Here is a 15,667-nt window from a genome sequence, read left to right on the forward strand (position 1 = left end):
GGTTTTTTTACGTCTGTGCTCTGCGTTGACCCCATATAAAACAACGTGGTACGCTTCGATCCATGTTGTTTTATACAGTGTTTTCGCAGCGAGCAGTCAACCGGTTGCCGCGCTCAATTCAAATTTTTTGGGTCTACATGATGGCCTACAGAAATTGAGCCATGCCGAAGCGAATCCTTGAGATGACAGCGCTGGAGGTTTCCAGGCTGCGCGTGGAAGGCTCGCACGCTGTGGGTGGGGTCAGCGGCTTGTATCTTCGGATTGAAGGCGGGTCGCGCACCTGGGTGCTGCGGTATGTGCACATGCGCCAGCGTAGGCGCATGGGCCTGGGCAGCTATCCCGGTGTGACGCTGGCTGCAGCACGCGAGGCAGCGCGCGCAGCGCTGGGGCAGCGTGATGCAGGCATCGACCCCATCAAGTCGCGCCAGGATGAACGGGAGGCCGCCCGCCTGGCAGCCGCCCAGCGGCTGGAGTTCGACAAGGCGGCTGATGCGTTCATCACTGAACACGAAAGCACTTGGCGCAACGCCAAGCACGCGCAGCAGTGGCGCAACACCCTCGCCACCTACGCGTCACCGCATTTTGGTCGGCTGTCGGTCTCAGAGATTGAACAGTCCCACGTCCTGCGCGCGCTCGCGCCCATCTGGAAAACCAAGACTGAAACCGCTACGCGAGTGCGCGGGCGAATTGAACAGGTGCTGGATTGGGCTACCGCCCACGGCCACCGCACCGGCCCCAATCCTGCGCGCTGGCGCGGACAGCTGGAGCACATCCTGGCCAACCCGGAAAAGGTTGCCCCGGTCAAACACCGAGCCGCAGTGCCCGTGGCCGATCTGCCCGCCGTGTATCAGCAGATTGCCGCTGTTGATGGTCAAAGCGCCCGCGCTCTGTGTTTTCTGATCCTGACCGCTGTTCGCTCGGGCGAGGTGCGCGGCATGTTGTGGAGCGAGGTCGATCTAGACGCAGGCCTGTGGGTTATTCCCGCTGCGCGGATGAAGGCCAACCGGGAGCATCGCGTGCCCTTGTCTCGCCAAGCTGTTGCGCTGCTGCGCATTCAGGGGGCCGCGCGCGAGGAGCTGGTGGAACAGGTGTTTCCCAGCAACCGCAAAGGCCCGCTGTCAGACATGGCATTCACCGCCCTGATGCGCCGCCACAAGCTGGCAGCCGTGCCCCACGGTTTCCGCTCAACGTTCCGGGACTGGGCGGGCGAAACCACACACCACCCGCGCGATGCCGTGGAGCTATGCCTAGCCCACACGATTGACACGAAAACCGAAGCCGCCTACCGGCGCGCCGATATGCTGGATAAGCGGACCGTCATTATGCAGAACTGGGGGGATTATTGTGCTCCTTTTGATAATCCTGCCCCAGGTCCAGACTAAACCTGAATTTCATCAATTCTGTCCTCAAACTGTCAATCTGGGCGCCTAGTCTTTCACAAGCATCGACGATCAATCTTGATCGATCTTCTGTTATTTTCTTGAAATTTCCGCTTCCATCAAAAATATTCACTAAATCATAAACTACATGCACGTGCTCGCCAATATCCGAAATCACACCAATTTTTTGACCCTGGATAGTCTTATATGCACCAATTTCAAATATTGCCCTATGCCCGCTAAGCAAATATTCGCCGGCATCGCTGCGTAGCGTGCGCCTTAGAGCCTGTTCCCGGACAATACCGATCCTCGTCAATAAATCACTTAGTACGAGAAACAAGTAAGTGGCCGAACGTATTGTCTCACCTGCATCGTCATCAAATCTTGCAACAGACTCGCCAAATGCAGCTCGATCTGTCATGAATGCGACAGACAAGCCACGAGCATGGCCCCGGTCGCGGATAGATATCCACTCGCTGTTGCATTGTCATTATCAAGCAGTGCCCTAAAAATATACACTGACATAAATGATATAAAAAACACCAATACCAACGACAATCTAACTGCAATTTTGTGATTTTGAGTTTTTTTGAGTACCATTGCAGACATTACACGTTGCTTTTTCATTTGCCCTCCATACGAAATTTTTCACAGCCCTGTCGCTCATGCCTTCATCCCTGCATCCACTCCAGCACCTCGGACAACAGCCAAAACAGCTTAGCGCCCATCTTGCATGGATGCGGAACGCCACGCTACTCGCTCCATGCGCCGACATGATCGAAAGCGTGAAGGCATCATGTAGGACTGGTTCAACTATTGCACAGAGGGGCACACGTGAGTTCAGATGAACAGTTCGACAGAACAATGGAGAAGTTTTGCAGCAAGAACGGTATTCAAGCCTTGCTGCAAATGGTTGAACGCGGCGACTTCGTAGGCGAACAGGAAGTTAAGGCACGTGCGTTTCTGTCAAAAAAGGCGGAGGAAGCGGTGACTCGCTACCAGCTCAGCCCGGAATATTCGGTGCTACGCCAAGCGAATGCGGCAGAGCGGTCCAACAAACTCAGTGCAGAGGCAAATGCCAAGGCCCATCGTGCGTACGTCATGTCAGCGATTGCGGTCGTCGTTTCGTTGGTGGCCCTTGTCATTCAGCTGGTCAAGGGCTGAACGATTGCTGGCAGAGTTAGCTAGCAACGCGCCTCTCCCACAACCATGTAAGTAGCCAAAATGGCCCTAGCGCTTACGCCTTAAGAGCTGGAAGCTATCAATTCAGTAGTCCACGCGCATCATGCGCCATGCGCTGTGCCAGCCGCTGATTGCAGGCAGCTGCCAGTTCCACCAGCTCCCGGTTGGTGGGCGACGTGCCCGGCTCCAGCATCTGACGTGGCAGCTCGGCCAAGCGTAGCAATAGCGCGTCGTGCGGCACCGCAATCACCTGGGTCTGACCCGAAGCCGACAGACAAAATAGCCAGCGTGCACCACGCCAGTCGGCGTCATCGCCCGCCATCACCGCAGTGAACACAGTTCGAGCGGCCCGCTCAGCAACTGCGGCGGCTTGGGCGTAGGCCACGTTCATTCGTTCAGGCGCGTGCTTTCCCTCAGCAATTACCGCTTCCATCTCGTTGAATGCGTCGATATAGGCGAGCTTGAAGGCCAATGCCTTCTTGCCAGTGAAGCCCATGGTCAACAGGGTGAAACCATCTCGGGTTAGACGGTAGGCGGGCAACGTGCGGCCGGTACTGTCGGTGAACTCACTCAGCCGAAAATTCGGCTCAGCGAAATCGGCCGGAAGGTCCGCCAAAAGATTGGCAATCTTTTCCAGTACATGCTTGTGCTGCTTTCGGAAGTAGCGGGCCACATCCGTACTCAAGGCCATTGGCCTCCCATCAACAATGAAAATTTCGGGCAACGACGCAGCTGCGCGCGGACCTGACAACGCTGCAATTTCTCGACCACCTCGCGCCATACGACCTCCTTTGAAACAAATGATTTGTAGCACGGTGCTAATACTATCACCGTGCTATTACAAAGCGCAAGTACCGTGCTGCACAATTGCGAGATGGCCCGCACCGATCCGCAGTTGAACTTCCGCATCCCAGTCGATCTTCGTGATCAGCTTGAGGGAGCGGCAAAAGCAAACAATCGCTCTTTGACAGGCGAATTGATAGCCCGCCTTGAAGCATCTTTCCGGATGTCGGCCGGAGACCTTGGCTACGCGTGCGAGGAAATGGTGCAGACGTCGATAGAGAAGGATGGCGGAACACGGGAAGATGCAATCGAGAGGCTCATTGCCAGGGGCTATGCGTCAGAGACTGGGATTCCAGTCCTCATCTTCTATGCAGCCCCAGGGATGACAGTTGAAGAACTGAGAATTGCGCTGAAAGAAGTAGAAGCTGTGGCTCCAAAAGATTCGCAAGTCTTCCTGGAAAGAACCTCTAAGAAGAGGAATGGGAGCTAGTCGCCGCCGCGCACTCTCCAGCATCTTCTCGCCACGCCCTCGGACACCCCTGCAACCACTCCACCACCTCCGCCACCAGCCAAAACAGCTTCGCCCCCATCTTGCGGGGCGGCGGAAATCCACGCTGCTCTATCAACGCCCGCAGCGTGTTCTCCACGATGCCCAGCTCTTCCAGCAGCTGGGCCTTGTTCATGATGATCTGGCCCATGTGTCAGCCCTCCGGGTTGATGATCTGAAAGCCCAGGCCCACCGCCAGCCCGTGCTCCACCTTCGCCCCGCGCGACTTCTCCCAGCCGGGCAGCAAGTACACCGCATCGCACGTCACCAGCCGCGCAATGTCCATGCGCATGCAGTCCAGCCACCGGGCCTTGGGGTCCGCGTTGATTTCGGCGGGGTTCTCCACATGGTGGCCCTGGGCGCGCAGCGCGGCGGCTGCTGCGTGAAAGGCGGGAAAGTTCAGGTCAGGGTAGCCCGTCATGGGGCCTGCAACGTAGATACGCATGGCGCCCTCCTATCGGCTCACCCGCCGGCCCATCACCAGGCTGGGCGGTTGATTGGCCGCGCTGCGGTGCTGCAGCTCGGGGCAGGTGTACGGCTTGCCCGTCTTCCAGCTCATGCTGATGGGCTGCGCTGTGCTGTAGTCCACGCGCTCTGCCTGCCTGATCTGAGACCAGCGCGATGGCTCCACGGGGTGCGCCAGTGCCGGTGCGTTTTTCGGCTTTGCCATGGCTCAGGCCTCCGCGCGTTCTTCGATACGTTCCACGCGCAGCACGTTCTTGCCGCTGGCAATGTGTGCATGCGCCTCGGCCTGCTCGGCGGTGGCGGCCTTCACGCGGATGGTCGGCAGCAGCCTGGCGTCGGCCAGGTCTTCCACGTCAGATGGCGTGATGCCCTGGGGCACCAATGTGGCCCGGTAGCTGCGCAGGGGCTGGACGTTGTGAATGGGGTGCATGTCTTCGATTTCCTCTCTGTGGTCTGTCAGGCCACCAGCTGCAGCTGGGCCTGGGCGGGGTTGTTGATCGGCGCTGCGGGCTGACGGCGGCGGCGGCGCGGCCTGGCGGCATCGGCCAGGCGCTGGCGCTCCGCGTCGAACACGGCGCGCAGGTGTTCCGGCGTGGTGCCCGCCTGAGGCACGTAGCCGCCGTGCAGCGGGCGCTGGTAGCAATGCACGCGTGGCTCGGTTCGCTTGGCGTTCATGGGTTGCACTCCTTTCGGTCGGTGGTGGTGGTTTGGAAAAGGTCGGCGCGCGTGATGCGCACGGTGGAAAGCGCGGCCAGCAGGTCGGGCAGCAGCTCGGCCGGTGTCTCCAGCACCTCGCGTTTCATCTCGTCGCGGGCGGCCTGGCCGTCGTCCATGTCGTCGCAGCGGCGGCGCGCGGCCAGCAGCACCTGGGCCTGCAGCGGGGTGGGCTTGCGGCCCGTTTCGGCCATGCCGCTGCGCGCCTCGGTGGCGGCGGTGTGCTTTGGTGCCTGTTTTTTCATCAGTGCCACGCCTCGGTGGACTGCATGGCGCGTAATGCACGGAACTGGGCCACTGTTTCAGGGGTGCACCAGTCCTCTTTGAAGTGGCAGCTGGGGGGCACTGCCTCCCGGATCAGCTCGCCCGTGATGCGGGCCGTACAGTTATTGAAACCAGTCCAAGCGCGCGGCAAAGCCGCGCGGGCCGTGGCTGTGCCGTCGCCCTGCGCTTGTCCTGCTGCAGCTGTGGAATCCGCCGCATGCGCGGCATGGGTGGCAATAGCCACCTCATCCACCACAGGCGTCCAGGCAATGCGGCGGCTCACCAGCCAGCGCCCGCACATGCGCCCGCGCTGCGGCTGCAGGCCCACGATGCGGCCCACTTTCACTTCCTCGCCGTACTTGTTCACCTGGCCCGCCTCGGGCGTGCGGTGGGCTGTGCGCAGGTGCCACTGCTTGCGGGGCAATGCGTGGCCGCCCATCGCCTCCATGAAGATGCGCCAGTCCGCCCGAATCTCCCCGTGCCGGTGGCAGGCGCTGAAAGCCCGCACCGTGGCCCGGTCGCCCTCCTGCGCAAACAGATCCAGCTGGTCGGCCGACACGCGGCGCAGCTCGCGCCACACCGTCACGCTGGGCATGCCGATGGTCTGAAACTGCCGGATGCCCCAGTGCGCCGCCCAGGCGTCCACGCGCTGATGGCCAGTCGCTGACTCCTTCACGTCCCGTTCGTCGGTGTGGCCGAAGTCCATGGCGATCTGCTGGCCGTTCACCACATCCTGGTGCTCAGCCAGGGCAAGGTGGCCCACGCTCTTGGCGATGTACTTCGCCACATAGCCAGCCGCGCCGCCCTTCACCATGCGCTTGATGTTCACGCGGTTCTCAGCCGCGCCCCGCTCGTCGCCGTCCTCGCTCAGCCAGTAGTGGCGCACCTTGTCTTCCACTGCCTGTGCGCTCGCTTCATCCTCCACCCAAATCAGCGCATGCCAGTGCGGCGTGGCGTCGTGGTGCGGCTCCGCCACGCGCAGGCCGTACATGCGCACGCCCTTGCGCCCCAGCGCGGAGCGGAACTTGGCCCACTTGTCGCGCAGCCACCGCTGGCCGTCACGCGGCGTGGCGCCGCGATACTTCTTGTTGGGGATCGGACGGCCACCGCTGCCCAGCTTCACCGGGTGAAACCTGCTGGGCAGCGTCAGCGTCAGGAACAGGCCCACATGCGCGCGCGCGTCGGCGTATTCTTCCGCGCCCCTGATGCGCGTCATCAGCTCGCCACCGCGCACGATAGGGTTGGCTGTGCCCAGCCGGGCCAGCTCGCGCAGCGTGTACACCTGCCCGGCCTCATTGCGGAACAGCTTGCGGCCCAGGGTTTCGGCATTGCGCTTCACCTGCGCCTTGCGGCGCGCCAGCCCGTCGCGGCTGATGTAGCCGCCCAGCCGCAGGTGCACACGCCCCATGCCAATGTTGCCGCCCTCAACCACACGCGCCACATGCACGCGCAGGCGCTTGCGCCACCACGCGGCGTCCTGTGCCCGCTTGATGGCGGGCTCGCCGTGATGGGCTTGTCTTCCACGATGCCCGCGCACCGCACCAGCAGCCTAATGCTGTCCACGCGCTCTACCAGGCTGGCGCCCTGGCCAATGGCCAGCGCATCCAGCTCGTCGGCCTCGCCTGCCAGCTTGTTGGCCATCTCGCAGATTTCGTGGTCGTCAAGGTTCCACATGGCCGCGGCGCCAAAGCGGTCTTCGTACTGGGCGATCGCCTGCAGCATGTCCCACGCCTGCGCCCACTCGGGCGGCTCCTGCAGCCATTCCCGATCCGTCTTGTTCACAGCCAGCATGGGCGGCGCCGTGGGCGCCAGTCGCTCGCGCACTGCAGCCTGCCAGCTGGCAGGCGCACACCGGATCACGCGTTCCAGGTGCCCACGCGCCATGTGCAGCGTGGGCTTGTTCGCGTTCCATTCCTTCAGGCTGCCGTTGGGCAGCTTGCGCGGTATCGTTGGCATGGCTTTACACCCGGGCTGCAAGGGCAGTCAGGCCACCCAGGTGCTTCTTGGCATCGCGCACCACGCTGCGCAGCTCCTCGCGCTCAGGCGGCGGCAGCTCTTGCCAGTTGCGGTCGGCCAGCGTGTAGAGGTGTTCCACGTCCGCACCAATGCCGGCAATCATCAGCAGCGACACGCGCCACATCACCGGCAGCCTGCGCCACTCCCGCGATGCCGCGTCGCAAAAGCGCCCGTTGCTCGCGCTCTGCGTCATCTCGTCGCGCAGCTTCATCAGCTGCGCCAGCACGTCCGCCGGCGGCGGCACAGGCTTGGCCGCAGGTGGCGCTGATGGCTGCAGCAGGTCCATGTCAGGCGCAACCAGTCTCAGATGCATGTGCGCCCCTTCTTCACGGGGGCGATGCCAAATCCGCAGCGGCCCCCGGCCAGGCGCTCTGCCAGGTCAAACGCCTGCCGCGTGGCCGCCTGCCGGTCAGCGGCCAGCAGGTGCTGGGTCATGCGCTTGCCGTTGGCCGCGCGGTAGGTCATGGCGTAAAGGCTCATTGCGTCCTCTCAGGTTTTTTGGGCAACAGAAGTCCCCGCCTGGCGTTGCCGCCTTGCAAAAAATCGGGGTAGGGGGGTGGGTGCCGCTGCTATTCAGCGGCTGGGGCGCTGTCTAGGACGTGTCGCGCCGCCTGCGAAAAGGTCGCCCGTCACGGGCAGGGTGAACCGGGCTTCATGCGCCGCCTCGCCAGCGTTGTCCAGCACCACGCGCACCATGTCGCGGCGCACGTGCGACGAAAGGGGAATCGACACCGCCGGGTTGGGCGTGGCCCCAGGGTTCAGCAGCCGCACGATCTCGGCCGAAACCACAAACGTGCAGCCGCACTCCACATTCGTGCACTGGTAGATGGTTTCAAACAGCGTCTTGGTCACATGCTGGCTGGTGCGTATTTCGGCCTGGGCCTCGCACATGGGGCACGGCCTGCGCGTGCCCTCAAAGCGCAGCTTGCGCCCCTGGTGGCTGGTGCGCTGTCGCGCCGGCCTGGCCGCCTGCAGCGCTTCGTGCTCTGCGTTGGTGTGCAACATGCTTTTCCCCCTGGTCATCGTGCTGGCGCTTTTCAGCGGCTCTTGAGCGGCTATTTGCTGCCCCTCACTGCGTCGCCGTGCCAGCGCCGCGTTCGGCCAGATAGCCTTCCAGCCCGCGCAGGTAGATGCGGCGCATGAAGCTGGCCGCGCTGCGGTCCTCGCTGGCGGCCAGCTCGCGCGCCTGCGACAGCTCCTCGGGCCACAGGCGCATGCCCGTCTGCTCCATCTTCTTCCTTGGCTCGGCGCCACAGGCTCGGCCAGGCGGCCCGCCGCGCGGTTGGCTGCCACCAGGGCCTTGAAGCTGTGCGGGGTGTTCTTTGCGGTCTGCATCATGTTCTTCTTGGGTGTTGTCAATCGCCAGCTTCGGGCCCGGCTTGATGCCCGTCATTTCGTAGACGCTGCGGTCTATCTGGGTGCTGATTAGCAGCTCAAGCACCGCGGTGGTGGTGGGCAGCCTGTACGCCTGCCGCAGCAGCTCCAGGTGGTGCTCCATTTCGGCGGAGACTTCCACCAGCATTTCTGTGGTCTGCATGAACGCATTCCATGGCGTCAGCAACGCGCTGCGTTGCCCACGGTGGCCGCCTGCGCCATGCTGCCCAGGCCCAGCTTCTGCAGTTCCTTCTCTGCGGCCAGCAGCGCCATGTTCTGGATCAGCGTGGCCTTCTGCACGCCCAGGCGGTCCGCCAGCACGGCCAGCAAGACATCGTCGGCCTTCTTGAAGCGCACGGTGTGCCGGTAGACGCGGCGCTGTTCCTTGTTGTCGTATGCCATGTATAACTTTCTGCTTCTTAGCGAGTTACGATGCTGCGCACTGATTCACCAGAGGGAACATATGCGCCACACCACAGAAGAACTTCTCTTGGCTGCCACCGTGCGTGAGCAAGCCCTCAAATTGCGCGAAGCGTCTTTCACAGCAGCGCGCGATAAGAAGTTCACAGACCCAAACCAGCTGTTGATCGACTTGCAAGAGACACAGGAATACCGGGAATGGGAAATCGACTGGGTGCGTACGAACCCTTTGGATAGGTACGTGCACAAGGTGCTGGCTCGCCTGGACAAAATTGCCGACATGGTCAAGCGTCACCAAGTTGGGCGATAAGGGCTCGGCGTGTGCGCTCTTGGCGCTCCTGCTCAGTGCACACAGCCCTCGCCACAGCCTGTGTGCAGCTCGCGCAGGGCGTTGCATCTCCATTTGCGAGCTGGTCATCCGGGTAGCCTGGTATCGGTTGAGGCTGTCCTGTGCACGCGCCGCCTTTTGAGCAAGGCAACGGAAGGCGGCGTTACACCGCCCCAGCGATAGGGATCAGCCATGCGAAGCCCCTCCAGAAGCCTTCGGCCCCTTTCCAATCACCGCGTGCCTTGCTTGCAGGCCGCAGCGTGTACATGGCCGAAGCGCCTCTGGGATGAGCGCAAGGGCGGGCGCGTAGTCCACAGTGTTCACAAAGGCCCCCACGTCCGCACCCGCAGCGTGCAAGGCACCGTATTGCAGGATGCCCACTCCCGTCACATCAATGCGCACCTGCGCCGTGGGCTCAATGGCTCGCAAGCATGCAATCAGCACCTGTGCGTCGTGCACCCAGCGCTCTACCGGCAAGGCGCTGTCGTCTTGCGCGGGCGTGATGTGAACGGACACCTTGCCAAATGCGCCTGGCGCAGGGCTATCGCCCACCAGTGCCGCCAGCGCATCCGTGAGCCGCGCCTTGCAGCATCGAACCCGCTCCAGTTGCGCACGGGTTTGTCTTGATCTGCCATTGCCAAAACTCCTGTCCGCCATGCGCGGCGATGAGTACCATCGCGCTAGACGGCGTATTGATGAAAGAACTTGCCATGGGACAAGCCAAAAAGCGGGGAAACCAGTCAGACCGGATCGCGCAAGCTCAGGCGCGTGAGCGGGCTAACCTTCCACCCAGCGTGAAATGCAACACCTGCAAGGCCGAGCTGACGGAAATCCACGCGATGGACACCCGAGGCATGGCTGGCATCGAAGTGGCAGGCGCTGCCCACTGCGGCGCCTGCAACATGGAAACCTGGGTTCTCAAGGGATCGCCGGAGGCCGTTGAACGCGCCTTCGCTGCCCTGGGGGGGTCTACACCACGAACGGCGGCCCAGGCTGATTCAAGGGACTGCCCGGTTTTGCTTGGAAGGGTCAGCATTACCCAGGGTTTCGGCTCGCCGGTAGGCCGGCTGGCGGGGGCGGGTGCACAGGCTCTCGCGTCGCCGGCGCTCTGGATCGCCGCCAGCGCATCCGTGAGCCGAGCCTTGCAGGCATCGAACCCGCTCCAGTTGCGCACTGTTTGTCTTGATCTGCCATTGCCAAAACCTCCTACCCGCCATGCGTGGCGGTGTGTACCATCGCGTTAGACGGCGTAACCTGTTAGTGCGCCAAATCATAACGCCAAATTTGGCGTAATTCAATACATGAACGAAAAAAATGGCGGCGTCTCGACGCGCCTTGTGGAAGAACGGGAGAGGCTCAAACTGTCTCAGGCTACGCTTGCCGAGATGGGGGAACCAAGCTGCGCACATTGCAGAACTGGGAAAGCGCCAAAAACTTTCCCAGCAGTGAATTTTTGGCTGACGCCGCCAAATTTGGCGTAGATGTGCAATACGTTCTAACTGGTCGGCGCACCTCTGGGAACCTTTCAGGCCCAGCTCCCGCACCAGCAGGTGACCCGACACCATCCGCATCCCTCTGTTCAGCGCCACCGGCAGCATGGGCAAGGGCAACGACCTCGTCACCGAAGACGTGCTGATGGGGGAAATAGCTGTTTCGCGCCACTGGTTGGCGCTTAACGTGCCGCGGTCCCGGCCCGAGGCACTGCAACTGGTGCACGCCTACGGCGACAGCATGCTGGGCACCCTGAATTCAGGCGACTTCGCCATCGTGGATACCGACTGCCAAGTGGCCGACATTGACGGCGTGTATGTGCTGCAGGCCAACGGCCAGCTGTTCATCAAGCGCGTGACACGCCGCATGGACGGCGCTCATGTCATAACCAGCGATAACCCGAGTGTGCGCACGGTGGACGTGCTGGATGGCACGCAGCCTGTTCGCATCTGCGGGCGGGTGGTTTACGGGTGGAACGGGCGCCGTTTTTAGTCACTAAACTGCGGCCGCCGCGTTGGTCGCGGATAGCTTTTTTGAGGACTGAATTGATCGCTCTCAGTATTCATGATATTTTTCTGGACGTTGAGCTATCGAATTAATAATGATGTGGGAGGGAGTATATGCGAAACGGAAGAATTAGGAAAAATCTCGAAAAATACATTGAAAAATCTAGATTTTCAAATGTTGCCAAATCTGTGAGGCGGTTGTTTTTTAATCACCTTGACAAATCCATGAAAGAGAGAGGGCATTTTCATGTGGATCAAATGTACGGCAGTGGAAGCGGCGTGCTGATTCGCTTTGAGGGCATTTTTTTTCTTCTCACTGCACGACATGTAATATTGAATAATATTCCTGGAGAATTTCAGAATGAGTCTCCATTTTGGATAAGCGCAAAATTTCAAGGTCAATGGGATTCCCTCCATAGTTTTCTTTTTCCAAAATTTATTTGGAACATCGGAGAGCTGATTAAAGATACACTAGATCCAACAGATGCATCGGATGTGTGCCTTGTTGAGCTCTTTCATCCACAACAATATCATCAGCCAGATCATTTTATTGAGATTCGCGACCGTCACAGTGTGCTTACACGAGAAGAGCATTTTGAGGGGCAGTTTTTGCTTGTTTCCGGGTACCCATTTGAGCAGAATGAATTTCATTTCGATCCGATTGGTGAATACACTCATTCCACGTCGTTAAATCGCCATACAATTCCTGGAATATTTTCTCCCGAAAAGCCCTTTGGTTTCATTTCCTTTGATGCTGTTGATGCGGATATACAGCATGAGAATGTTACCGGAATGAGTGGCGGTGTTGTATGCAATGTGCAACCCAAGGCTAATCAGGTGAAACTTGCCGGCATACCTGTTTCTGCAGGGGATAATAAGTGTCGTTTCATTCCAGCCTATGTATTTATAGATGCGATATTGAATTACAAAAATTCGAGCTGCAGGGTGGTGGATCCAATTTCAGCGGCTGAAGTTAATCTGGATGATATTTTAAAACTGCATCTTGATTACCTGCATAACTTTGGTCCTGAAAATCTCCGAGGATCTCCGGAGGGATCGAGCAGTTGAATCACTCGCCAAATGCGCAGCAACTTGAAGACTGCGGTGCATGGTGGACGTAGTTACACCAGAAGCCCGAAGTGCAATGATGGCGGGCATCAAAGGCAAAAACACCAAGCCTGAAATGCTGGTGCGCAAGGCCTTGTTTGCCGCTGGCTATCGCTTTCGCCTGCACCGGAAGGACCTCCCTGGCAACCCCGACATCGTGCTGCCCGGCCGCAAGGTGGCCATCTTTGTGCATGGCTGCTTCTGGCACGCGCACCAGGGCTGCAGGCTGGCGAAGCTGCCTGCTACCCGGCCCGACTTCTGGCGCGAAAAGCTGGGCCGCAATGTGGCGCGTGACGCTGCAGCAGTGAGCGCACTGCGCCTTCAGGGCTGGCGCGTGCTGGTGGTCTGGGAATGCTTCATTCGGCAGCAGCGAGAGCTGCCAGCCCTTGGCGCTGCCATATCAGACTGGATAGGCAAAGGCGCCGAAGCTGGTGAGCTGGCGGCCCCCGCCGTCAGGGCCGCCCCTTCTGCGTGAGCGCTATTCGTCCGCGGGCAGGGCGATCTGAATTTCGGCAGGCTCAAAGTCAAAGTAGTCCGGCTCGAACGAGAGCGAGTCCACGTTCACCCCGGCGGGCACATTGGCCAGCGAATCCATTACCGCCTGCAGCCGGGCCTTCACGTCGCGGGCCACACGCATTTCTGCAGCCTCCTCGGTCACGTTGTACAGCCTGTAGATGTCATACGGCACACCGCTGCCCAGGGCATGGCGCACTTCTGCGGTGGACAGGTACAGCCGGGTGGAGAACGGGCCCGACGTGCTCTTTGCATCGGCGTGGCGCAGCTCTCCGGTGGCCATGGTCAGGCTGAAGTCGTAGGGGATATGGCGTTGATCTGCGATGTCCACTCATGCGTGGCTACTCCGTGCGGTGCCTTCGTTTCCAGGTAGTGCTTCAGCAGCTCTTCACCCAGTTGCCCGTTTCTGGCGGCGGCCTCCTTGGTGGACTTGAACGCCTCCGGGCTGATGCCCTGGCGCGGCAGCAGCTTGTTGACGCGGGCAATGGCCTTTGCGTCCCCGCTGCCGATCTCTTCAAGCAGCACCGGGTCAAGCCAGTTGCGGATGGGGTGCTGGGCTACCGGCTGCGCTTCTTCAATGGCTGCCTGCAGCGCATCTTCTCCCAGTGCGGCCATCGAATCGTCCGCGCTGGGCAGCATCTTGCTGAACACCTTGTGCAGGCCTGCGTCCTGCGGGTTCCTTGCGGCCACCAGTACCACCTTCACCGAGTCGGGCAGGGCATCGCCGCCAAACTCCATCACGGCAAAGTCGCCTTCCACAAACTGGCCGTACCGGTTGGGCTCTTCGTCCGGGTCGTGCACAAATTCGCCATTCAGGCGAAGGTTCTTGGCGTCGATCTTCACCTTGCGCGCAAGCGAATGCGCTGGCGCCAGGCCCGGCCCAAAGAACACCAGGTCCACGTGCGCCGCCTTCTTTGGCAGCGGTTCCAGCAGGCTCTTGAGAGCAGGGAAGAAGCCTTCGCCCTGCATCACCTTGGTGTCAAGGTTGAAGCCCTTCTGCTTGGACTGCTGGTGGCTATTGAAGTGGGTCTTGAAGAACGAAAGGTCAGAGTTCTTGAGCTTCTTGAGTGCCAGTTTGCGCAACTTTGTTCTCCACGATCAGACTGAATAGATGGGTCGCGATGGCCTTGGCCAGCAGCGCGGGCACGGCGTTGCCAATCTGCTTGAACGCCGGGTTCATGGAGCCAGACAGCACAAACCCGTCCGGGAAGGACTGCAGCCGCGCAGCCTCGCGCACGGATATCGTGCGCGCCTGGGCGCTGTCGTAATGGATGTGCGAGTACCCGTCCTTGCCCAGGTGGGCCATCAGCGTGCGGGCGGGTGCGTCCGACTCCATCTTGCGCCACTTGTTCGGGAACTTGGCGGCATCGTAGGGCGGCACGGTGGCGTTCCAGATTTCCTGGTATTCCTTCGACTTTTCGCCCAGGGCCTTGCCCGTTTTGGCGCGCCGCTCGGCAATGCGCTCCTCAAACAGCGCCACGGCGTGCTGGTGCGCCTCGGGGTACTGGTCGCCGGGGTTCATGCGCTGAAAGATCGCGTAGTCGCGCGGCAGGTACCGGATCACGTGGTCCTTGATGCCTTCGTCGTTCTCAAAGCCGGGCCACGCACGCATGCTCTTGGCATAGGCATTGAGCTTGCTCTTGGGGTAGGGCGCCACGGTGTCAAAACGCCGGGCACCTTTCTTGAGCTTGCCTTCCAGGTGCTCGGTGATGACGGGCAGGTCCTGCAGCGCGTCGCGGGCTGTCACCGCGGGCAGGCACTTTGCCTTGTCGGCCTTGGGCGGGTCGATGAAGAACGCGTGTTCATCAAACATGCCCCGCTTCACCGTCTGCAACGCCACCTGCCGGGTGCCTTCGTAGCCCTTGGGCATGTTGATCCAGTGCGTGGGGTTCGGAAAGCTGATGCGGTCTACCGCACACGCAGCCACCGCCACCAGAAACATCCGCTCCCGCATCTGCGGCACGCCGAAGTACACGGAATTGAGCAGCGTGTACCCGCAGCGGTAGCCCATGTCGGTCAGCAGCTCGCAGGTTTCCTCGGCAACGTTGTGGCCGCCATAGTTCAGCACGTCTGGCACGTTCTCCATCAGGATCGCCAGCGGCTTGAGCTTGTTCACATAGTGCAGGTAGCGCAGATACAGGTTGCCGCGCGGGTCCTTCAAAAATGCTTCGGGGTGGTCGGCCACCTCGCGCAGCTTGGCGCGGCCCACGCGGGCAAATGCCTGGCAGGGCGGGCCGCCCACGATCACGTCCACATGGTTTTCCGCAGGGCCTGCGTAGCCGAACGACTGCAGCAGCTCTTCCGGCTCGATGGCGGTGATGTCCTTGGCCTTGGCGTGCACTTCAAAAAGCTCGTGCGGCAGGTCAGACAGGAAGTTCATCGCATGCGACCGCGCCGCATCGGGTCAAACTCCACGGCGCCGATGGTCTTGAAGCCAGCAGCATCAAAGCCCAGCGACAGGCCGCCGCACCCGGCAAAGAGATCCAGCGTGCGCGGGGCGTTGCCGGCCAGAATGCGGGCATGTTTCATCCTGGCAAGCGCATCAGGAATCGGGGTGAAGTTGCGTTCGCTCATGTCG

The 15,667-nt window shown here is 60.9% G+C and carries 27 protein-coding genes; 8 read left to right on the plus strand and 19 right to left on the minus strand.

Annotated features, from left to right (window positions below; translation table 11 throughout):
- Positions 1–161 precede the first annotated feature (161 nt).
- Complete coding sequence (locus tag ACAM51_RS23220) at positions 162–1,382, plus strand: tyrosine-type recombinase/integrase (protein ID WP_369641973.1); 1,221 nt, start codon at positions 162–164, stop codon at positions 1,380–1,382.
- Here ACAM51_RS23220 and ACAM51_RS23225 read toward each other — a convergent pair.
- Both ACAM51_RS23225 and ACAM51_RS23230 read right to left on the minus strand, forming a co-directional pair.
- Entirely contained in the window at positions 1,321–1,800 is a 480-nt protein-coding gene (locus tag ACAM51_RS23225; RefSeq protein WP_369641974.1) for a hypothetical protein, read from the minus strand. The genes ACAM51_RS23220 and ACAM51_RS23225 overlap by 62 nt on opposite strands.
- Complete coding sequence (locus ACAM51_RS23230) at positions 1,797–2,006, minus strand: hypothetical protein (RefSeq protein ID WP_369641975.1); 210 nt, start codon at positions 2,004–2,006, stop codon at positions 1,797–1,799. Before ACAM51_RS23230 ends, ACAM51_RS23225 begins: the two co-directional genes overlap by 4 nt.
- 207 nt (positions 2,007–2,213) lie before the next feature.
- Here ACAM51_RS23230 and ACAM51_RS23235 point away from each other — a divergent pair, with 207 nt between their 5' ends.
- Positions 2,214–2,543, plus strand: a complete 330-nt coding sequence (locus tag ACAM51_RS23235; protein WP_369641976.1) for a hypothetical protein — start codon at positions 2,214–2,216, stop codon at positions 2,541–2,543.
- A 97-nt stretch (positions 2,544–2,640) separates the two neighbouring features.
- Here ACAM51_RS23235 and ACAM51_RS23240 read toward each other — a convergent pair whose 3' ends face one another.
- Positions 2,641–3,234: a Rha family transcriptional regulator gene (locus ACAM51_RS23240; protein WP_369641977.1), complete on the minus strand. Its 594-nt coding sequence runs from the start codon at positions 3,232–3,234 to the stop codon at positions 2,641–2,643.
- A 201-nt stretch (positions 3,235–3,435) separates the two neighbouring features.
- On the opposite strand from ACAM51_RS23240, the gene ACAM51_RS23245 reads away from it, so the two are divergent.
- Positions 3,436–3,834, plus strand: a complete 399-nt coding sequence (locus tag ACAM51_RS23245) for an Arc family DNA-binding protein (RefSeq protein WP_369641978.1) — start codon at positions 3,436–3,438, stop codon at positions 3,832–3,834.
- Here the strand turns inward: ACAM51_RS23245 and ACAM51_RS23250 are convergent.
- From ACAM51_RS23250 to ACAM51_RS23305, 12 genes are all read right to left on the minus strand, one after another.
- The gene (locus ACAM51_RS23250; protein WP_369641979.1) at positions 3,812–4,042 is read right to left on the minus strand and encodes a helix-turn-helix transcriptional regulator; all 231 of its coding nucleotides are present in this window, start codon (positions 4,040–4,042) and stop codon (positions 3,812–3,814) included. The genes ACAM51_RS23245 and ACAM51_RS23250 overlap by 23 nt on opposite strands.
- Positions 4,043–4,045: 3 nt before the next feature.
- Positions 4,046–4,336 carry a DUF4406 domain-containing protein gene (locus tag ACAM51_RS23255; protein WP_369641980.1) on the minus strand — a complete coding sequence of 97 codons (291 nt, stop codon included), beginning with the start codon at positions 4,334–4,336 and terminating at the stop codon, positions 4,046–4,048.
- A 9-nt stretch (positions 4,337–4,345) separates the two neighbouring features.
- Complete coding sequence (locus ACAM51_RS23260) at positions 4,346–4,561, minus strand: hypothetical protein (RefSeq protein ID WP_187736437.1); 216 nt, start codon at positions 4,559–4,561, stop codon at positions 4,346–4,348.
- A gap of 3 nt (positions 4,562–4,564) precedes the next feature.
- Positions 4,565–4,786, minus strand: a complete 222-nt coding sequence (locus tag ACAM51_RS23265; RefSeq protein WP_369641981.1) for a hypothetical protein — start codon at positions 4,784–4,786, stop codon at positions 4,565–4,567.
- A 26-nt stretch (positions 4,787–4,812) separates the two neighbouring features.
- Positions 4,813–5,031, minus strand: a complete 219-nt coding sequence (locus ACAM51_RS23270) for a hypothetical protein (RefSeq protein ID WP_369641982.1) — start codon at positions 5,029–5,031, stop codon at positions 4,813–4,815.
- On the minus strand, positions 5,028–5,315 hold the full coding sequence (locus ACAM51_RS23275; protein ID WP_369641983.1) for a hypothetical protein: 288 nt from the start codon (positions 5,313–5,315) through the stop codon (positions 5,028–5,030). Before ACAM51_RS23275 ends, ACAM51_RS23270 begins: the two co-directional genes overlap by 4 nt.
- On the minus strand, positions 5,315–6,871 hold the full coding sequence (locus ACAM51_RS23280; protein ID WP_369641984.1) for a replication endonuclease: 1,557 nt from the start codon (positions 6,869–6,871) through the stop codon (positions 5,315–5,317). The genes ACAM51_RS23275 and ACAM51_RS23280 overlap by 1 nt, the downstream gene beginning before the upstream one ends.
- 423 nt (positions 6,872–7,294) lie before the next feature.
- Positions 7,295–7,663, minus strand: a complete 369-nt coding sequence (locus tag ACAM51_RS23285) for a hypothetical protein (protein ID WP_369641985.1) — start codon at positions 7,661–7,663, stop codon at positions 7,295–7,297.
- Positions 7,654–7,830 carry a hypothetical protein gene (locus ACAM51_RS23290; protein ID WP_369641986.1) on the minus strand — a complete coding sequence of 59 codons (177 nt, stop codon included), beginning with the start codon at positions 7,828–7,830 and terminating at the stop codon, positions 7,654–7,656. The genes ACAM51_RS23285 and ACAM51_RS23290 overlap by 10 nt, the downstream gene beginning before the upstream one ends.
- 93 nt (positions 7,831–7,923) lie before the next feature.
- A complete protein-coding gene (locus ACAM51_RS23295; RefSeq protein ID WP_369641987.1) occupies positions 7,924–8,355 on the minus strand; it encodes an ogr/Delta-like zinc finger family protein in 432 nt (143 codons plus the stop codon).
- Between the two features lie 64 nt (positions 8,356–8,419).
- Positions 8,420–8,887 carry a hypothetical protein gene (locus tag ACAM51_RS23300; protein WP_369641988.1) on the minus strand — a complete coding sequence of 156 codons (468 nt, stop codon included), beginning with the start codon at positions 8,885–8,887 and terminating at the stop codon, positions 8,420–8,422.
- Between the two features lie 17 nt (positions 8,888–8,904).
- Positions 8,905–9,126, minus strand: a complete 222-nt coding sequence (locus ACAM51_RS23305) for a hypothetical protein (RefSeq protein WP_369641989.1) — start codon at positions 9,124–9,126, stop codon at positions 8,905–8,907.
- Positions 9,127–9,187: 61 nt separating this feature from the next.
- On the opposite strand from ACAM51_RS23305, the gene ACAM51_RS23310 reads away from it, so the two are divergent.
- From ACAM51_RS23310 to ACAM51_RS23330, 5 genes are all read left to right on the plus strand, one after another.
- Positions 9,188–9,454, plus strand: coding sequence for a hypothetical protein (locus tag ACAM51_RS23310; RefSeq protein ID WP_369641990.1), 267 nt, complete (start codon positions 9,188–9,190; stop codon positions 9,452–9,454).
- A gap of 713 nt (positions 9,455–10,167) precedes the next feature.
- Entirely contained in the window at positions 10,168–10,716 is a 549-nt protein-coding gene (locus tag ACAM51_RS23315; protein ID WP_369641991.1) for a hypothetical protein, read from the plus strand.
- 352 nt (positions 10,717–11,068) lie between these two features.
- The gene (locus ACAM51_RS23320; protein WP_369641992.1) at positions 11,069–11,455 is read left to right on the plus strand and encodes a helix-turn-helix transcriptional regulator; all 387 of its coding nucleotides are present in this window, start codon (positions 11,069–11,071) and stop codon (positions 11,453–11,455) included.
- 128 nt (positions 11,456–11,583) lie between these two features.
- Positions 11,584–12,537, plus strand: a complete 954-nt coding sequence (locus tag ACAM51_RS23325; RefSeq protein WP_369641993.1) for a hypothetical protein — start codon at positions 11,584–11,586, stop codon at positions 12,535–12,537.
- Between the two features lie 76 nt (positions 12,538–12,613).
- Positions 12,614–13,051: a very short patch repair endonuclease gene (locus ACAM51_RS23330; RefSeq protein WP_369641994.1), complete on the plus strand. Its 438-nt coding sequence runs from the start codon at positions 12,614–12,616 to the stop codon at positions 13,049–13,051.
- A 3-nt stretch (positions 13,052–13,054) separates the two neighbouring features.
- Here the strand turns inward: ACAM51_RS23330 and ACAM51_RS23335 are convergent, their stop codons facing one another.
- From ACAM51_RS23335 to ACAM51_RS23350, 4 genes are read right to left on the minus strand one after another with little or no spacing between them, the layout of a single operon-like run.
- Entirely contained in the window at positions 13,055–13,420 is a 366-nt protein-coding gene (locus tag ACAM51_RS23335) for a DUF3883 domain-containing protein (RefSeq protein ID WP_369641995.1), read from the minus strand.
- The gene (locus ACAM51_RS23340; RefSeq protein ID WP_369641996.1) at positions 13,375–14,172 is read right to left on the minus strand and encodes a hypothetical protein; all 798 of its coding nucleotides are present in this window, start codon (positions 14,170–14,172) and stop codon (positions 13,375–13,377) included. The genes ACAM51_RS23335 and ACAM51_RS23340 overlap by 46 nt, the downstream gene beginning before the upstream one ends.
- Positions 14,135–15,469 carry a DNA cytosine methyltransferase gene (locus ACAM51_RS23345; protein ID WP_369641997.1) on the minus strand — a complete coding sequence of 445 codons (1,335 nt, stop codon included), beginning with the start codon at positions 15,467–15,469 and terminating at the stop codon, positions 14,135–14,137. The genes ACAM51_RS23340 and ACAM51_RS23345 overlap by 38 nt, the downstream gene beginning before the upstream one ends.
- Positions 15,466–15,663 (minus strand): DNA cytosine methyltransferase, encoded by a 198-nt coding sequence (locus ACAM51_RS23350; RefSeq protein ID WP_369641998.1) that lies wholly within the window; start codon positions 15,661–15,663, stop codon positions 15,466–15,468. Before ACAM51_RS23350 ends, ACAM51_RS23345 begins: the two co-directional genes overlap by 4 nt.
- Positions 15,664–15,667 lie beyond the last annotated feature (4 nt).

The sequence above is a fragment of the Acidovorax sp. A79 genome, from assembly GCF_041154505.1.
Lineage (GTDB): Bacteria > Pseudomonadota > Gammaproteobacteria > Burkholderiales > Burkholderiaceae_C > Acidovorax.

Coding starts and splice junctions, on each gene's coding strand:
- ACAM51_RS23350 (WP_369641998.1), bottom strand. CDS start 15,663: ATGAGCGAACGCAACTTCACCCCGATTCCTGATGCGCTTGCCAGGATG.
- ACAM51_RS23300 (WP_369641988.1), bottom strand. CDS start 8,887: ATGCAGACCACAGAAATGCTGGTGGAAGTCTCCGCCGAAATGGAGCAC.
- ACAM51_RS23345 (WP_369641997.1), bottom strand. CDS start 15,469: ATGAACTTCCTGTCTGACCTGCCGCACGAGCTTTTTGAAGTGCACGCC.
- ACAM51_RS23250 (WP_369641979.1), bottom strand. CDS start 4,042: ATGGGCCAGATCATCATGAACAAGGCCCAGCTGCTGGAAGAGCTGGGC.
- ACAM51_RS23305 (WP_369641989.1), bottom strand. CDS start 9,126: ATGGCATACGACAACAAGGAACAGCGCCGCGTCTACCGGCACACCGTG.
- ACAM51_RS23285 (WP_369641985.1), bottom strand. CDS start 7,663: ATGCATCTGAGACTGGTTGCGCCTGACATGGACCTGCTGCAGCCATCA.
- ACAM51_RS23320 (WP_369641992.1), top strand. CDS start 11,069: ATGGGCAAGGGCAACGACCTCGTCACCGAAGACGTGCTGATGGGGGAA.
- ACAM51_RS23290 (WP_369641986.1), bottom strand. CDS start 7,830: ATGAGCCTTTACGCCATGACCTACCGCGCGGCCAACGGCAAGCGCATG.
- ACAM51_RS23325 (WP_369641993.1), top strand. CDS start 11,584: ATGCGAAACGGAAGAATTAGGAAAAATCTCGAAAAATACATTGAAAAA.
- ACAM51_RS23225 (WP_369641974.1), bottom strand. CDS start 1,800: ATGACAGATCGAGCTGCATTTGGCGAGTCTGTTGCAAGATTTGATGAC.
- ACAM51_RS23265 (WP_369641981.1), bottom strand. CDS start 4,786: ATGCACCCCATTCACAACGTCCAGCCCCTGCGCAGCTACCGGGCCACA.
- ACAM51_RS23295 (WP_369641987.1), bottom strand. CDS start 8,355: ATGTTGCACACCAACGCAGAGCACGAAGCGCTGCAGGCGGCCAGGCCG.
- ACAM51_RS23315 (WP_369641991.1), top strand. CDS start 10,168: ATGAAAGAACTTGCCATGGGACAAGCCAAAAAGCGGGGAAACCAGTCA.
- ACAM51_RS23270 (WP_369641982.1), bottom strand. CDS start 5,031: ATGAACGCCAAGCGAACCGAGCCACGCGTGCATTGCTACCAGCGCCCG.
- ACAM51_RS23275 (WP_369641983.1), bottom strand. CDS start 5,315: ATGAAAAAACAGGCACCAAAGCACACCGCCGCCACCGAGGCGCGCAGC.
- ACAM51_RS23220 (WP_369641973.1), top strand. CDS start 162: ATGCCGAAGCGAATCCTTGAGATGACAGCGCTGGAGGTTTCCAGGCTG.
- ACAM51_RS23230 (WP_369641975.1), bottom strand. CDS start 2,006: ATGAAAAAGCAACGTGTAATGTCTGCAATGGTACTCAAAAAAACTCAA.
- ACAM51_RS23310 (WP_369641990.1), top strand. CDS start 9,188: ATGCGCCACACCACAGAAGAACTTCTCTTGGCTGCCACCGTGCGTGAG.
- ACAM51_RS23260 (WP_187736437.1), bottom strand. CDS start 4,561: ATGGCAAAGCCGAAAAACGCACCGGCACTGGCGCACCCCGTGGAGCCA.
- ACAM51_RS23330 (WP_369641994.1), top strand. CDS start 12,614: ATGATGGCGGGCATCAAAGGCAAAAACACCAAGCCTGAAATGCTGGTG.
- ACAM51_RS23245 (WP_369641978.1), top strand. CDS start 3,436: ATGGCCCGCACCGATCCGCAGTTGAACTTCCGCATCCCAGTCGATCTT.
- ACAM51_RS23255 (WP_369641980.1), bottom strand. CDS start 4,336: ATGCGTATCTACGTTGCAGGCCCCATGACGGGCTACCCTGACCTGAAC.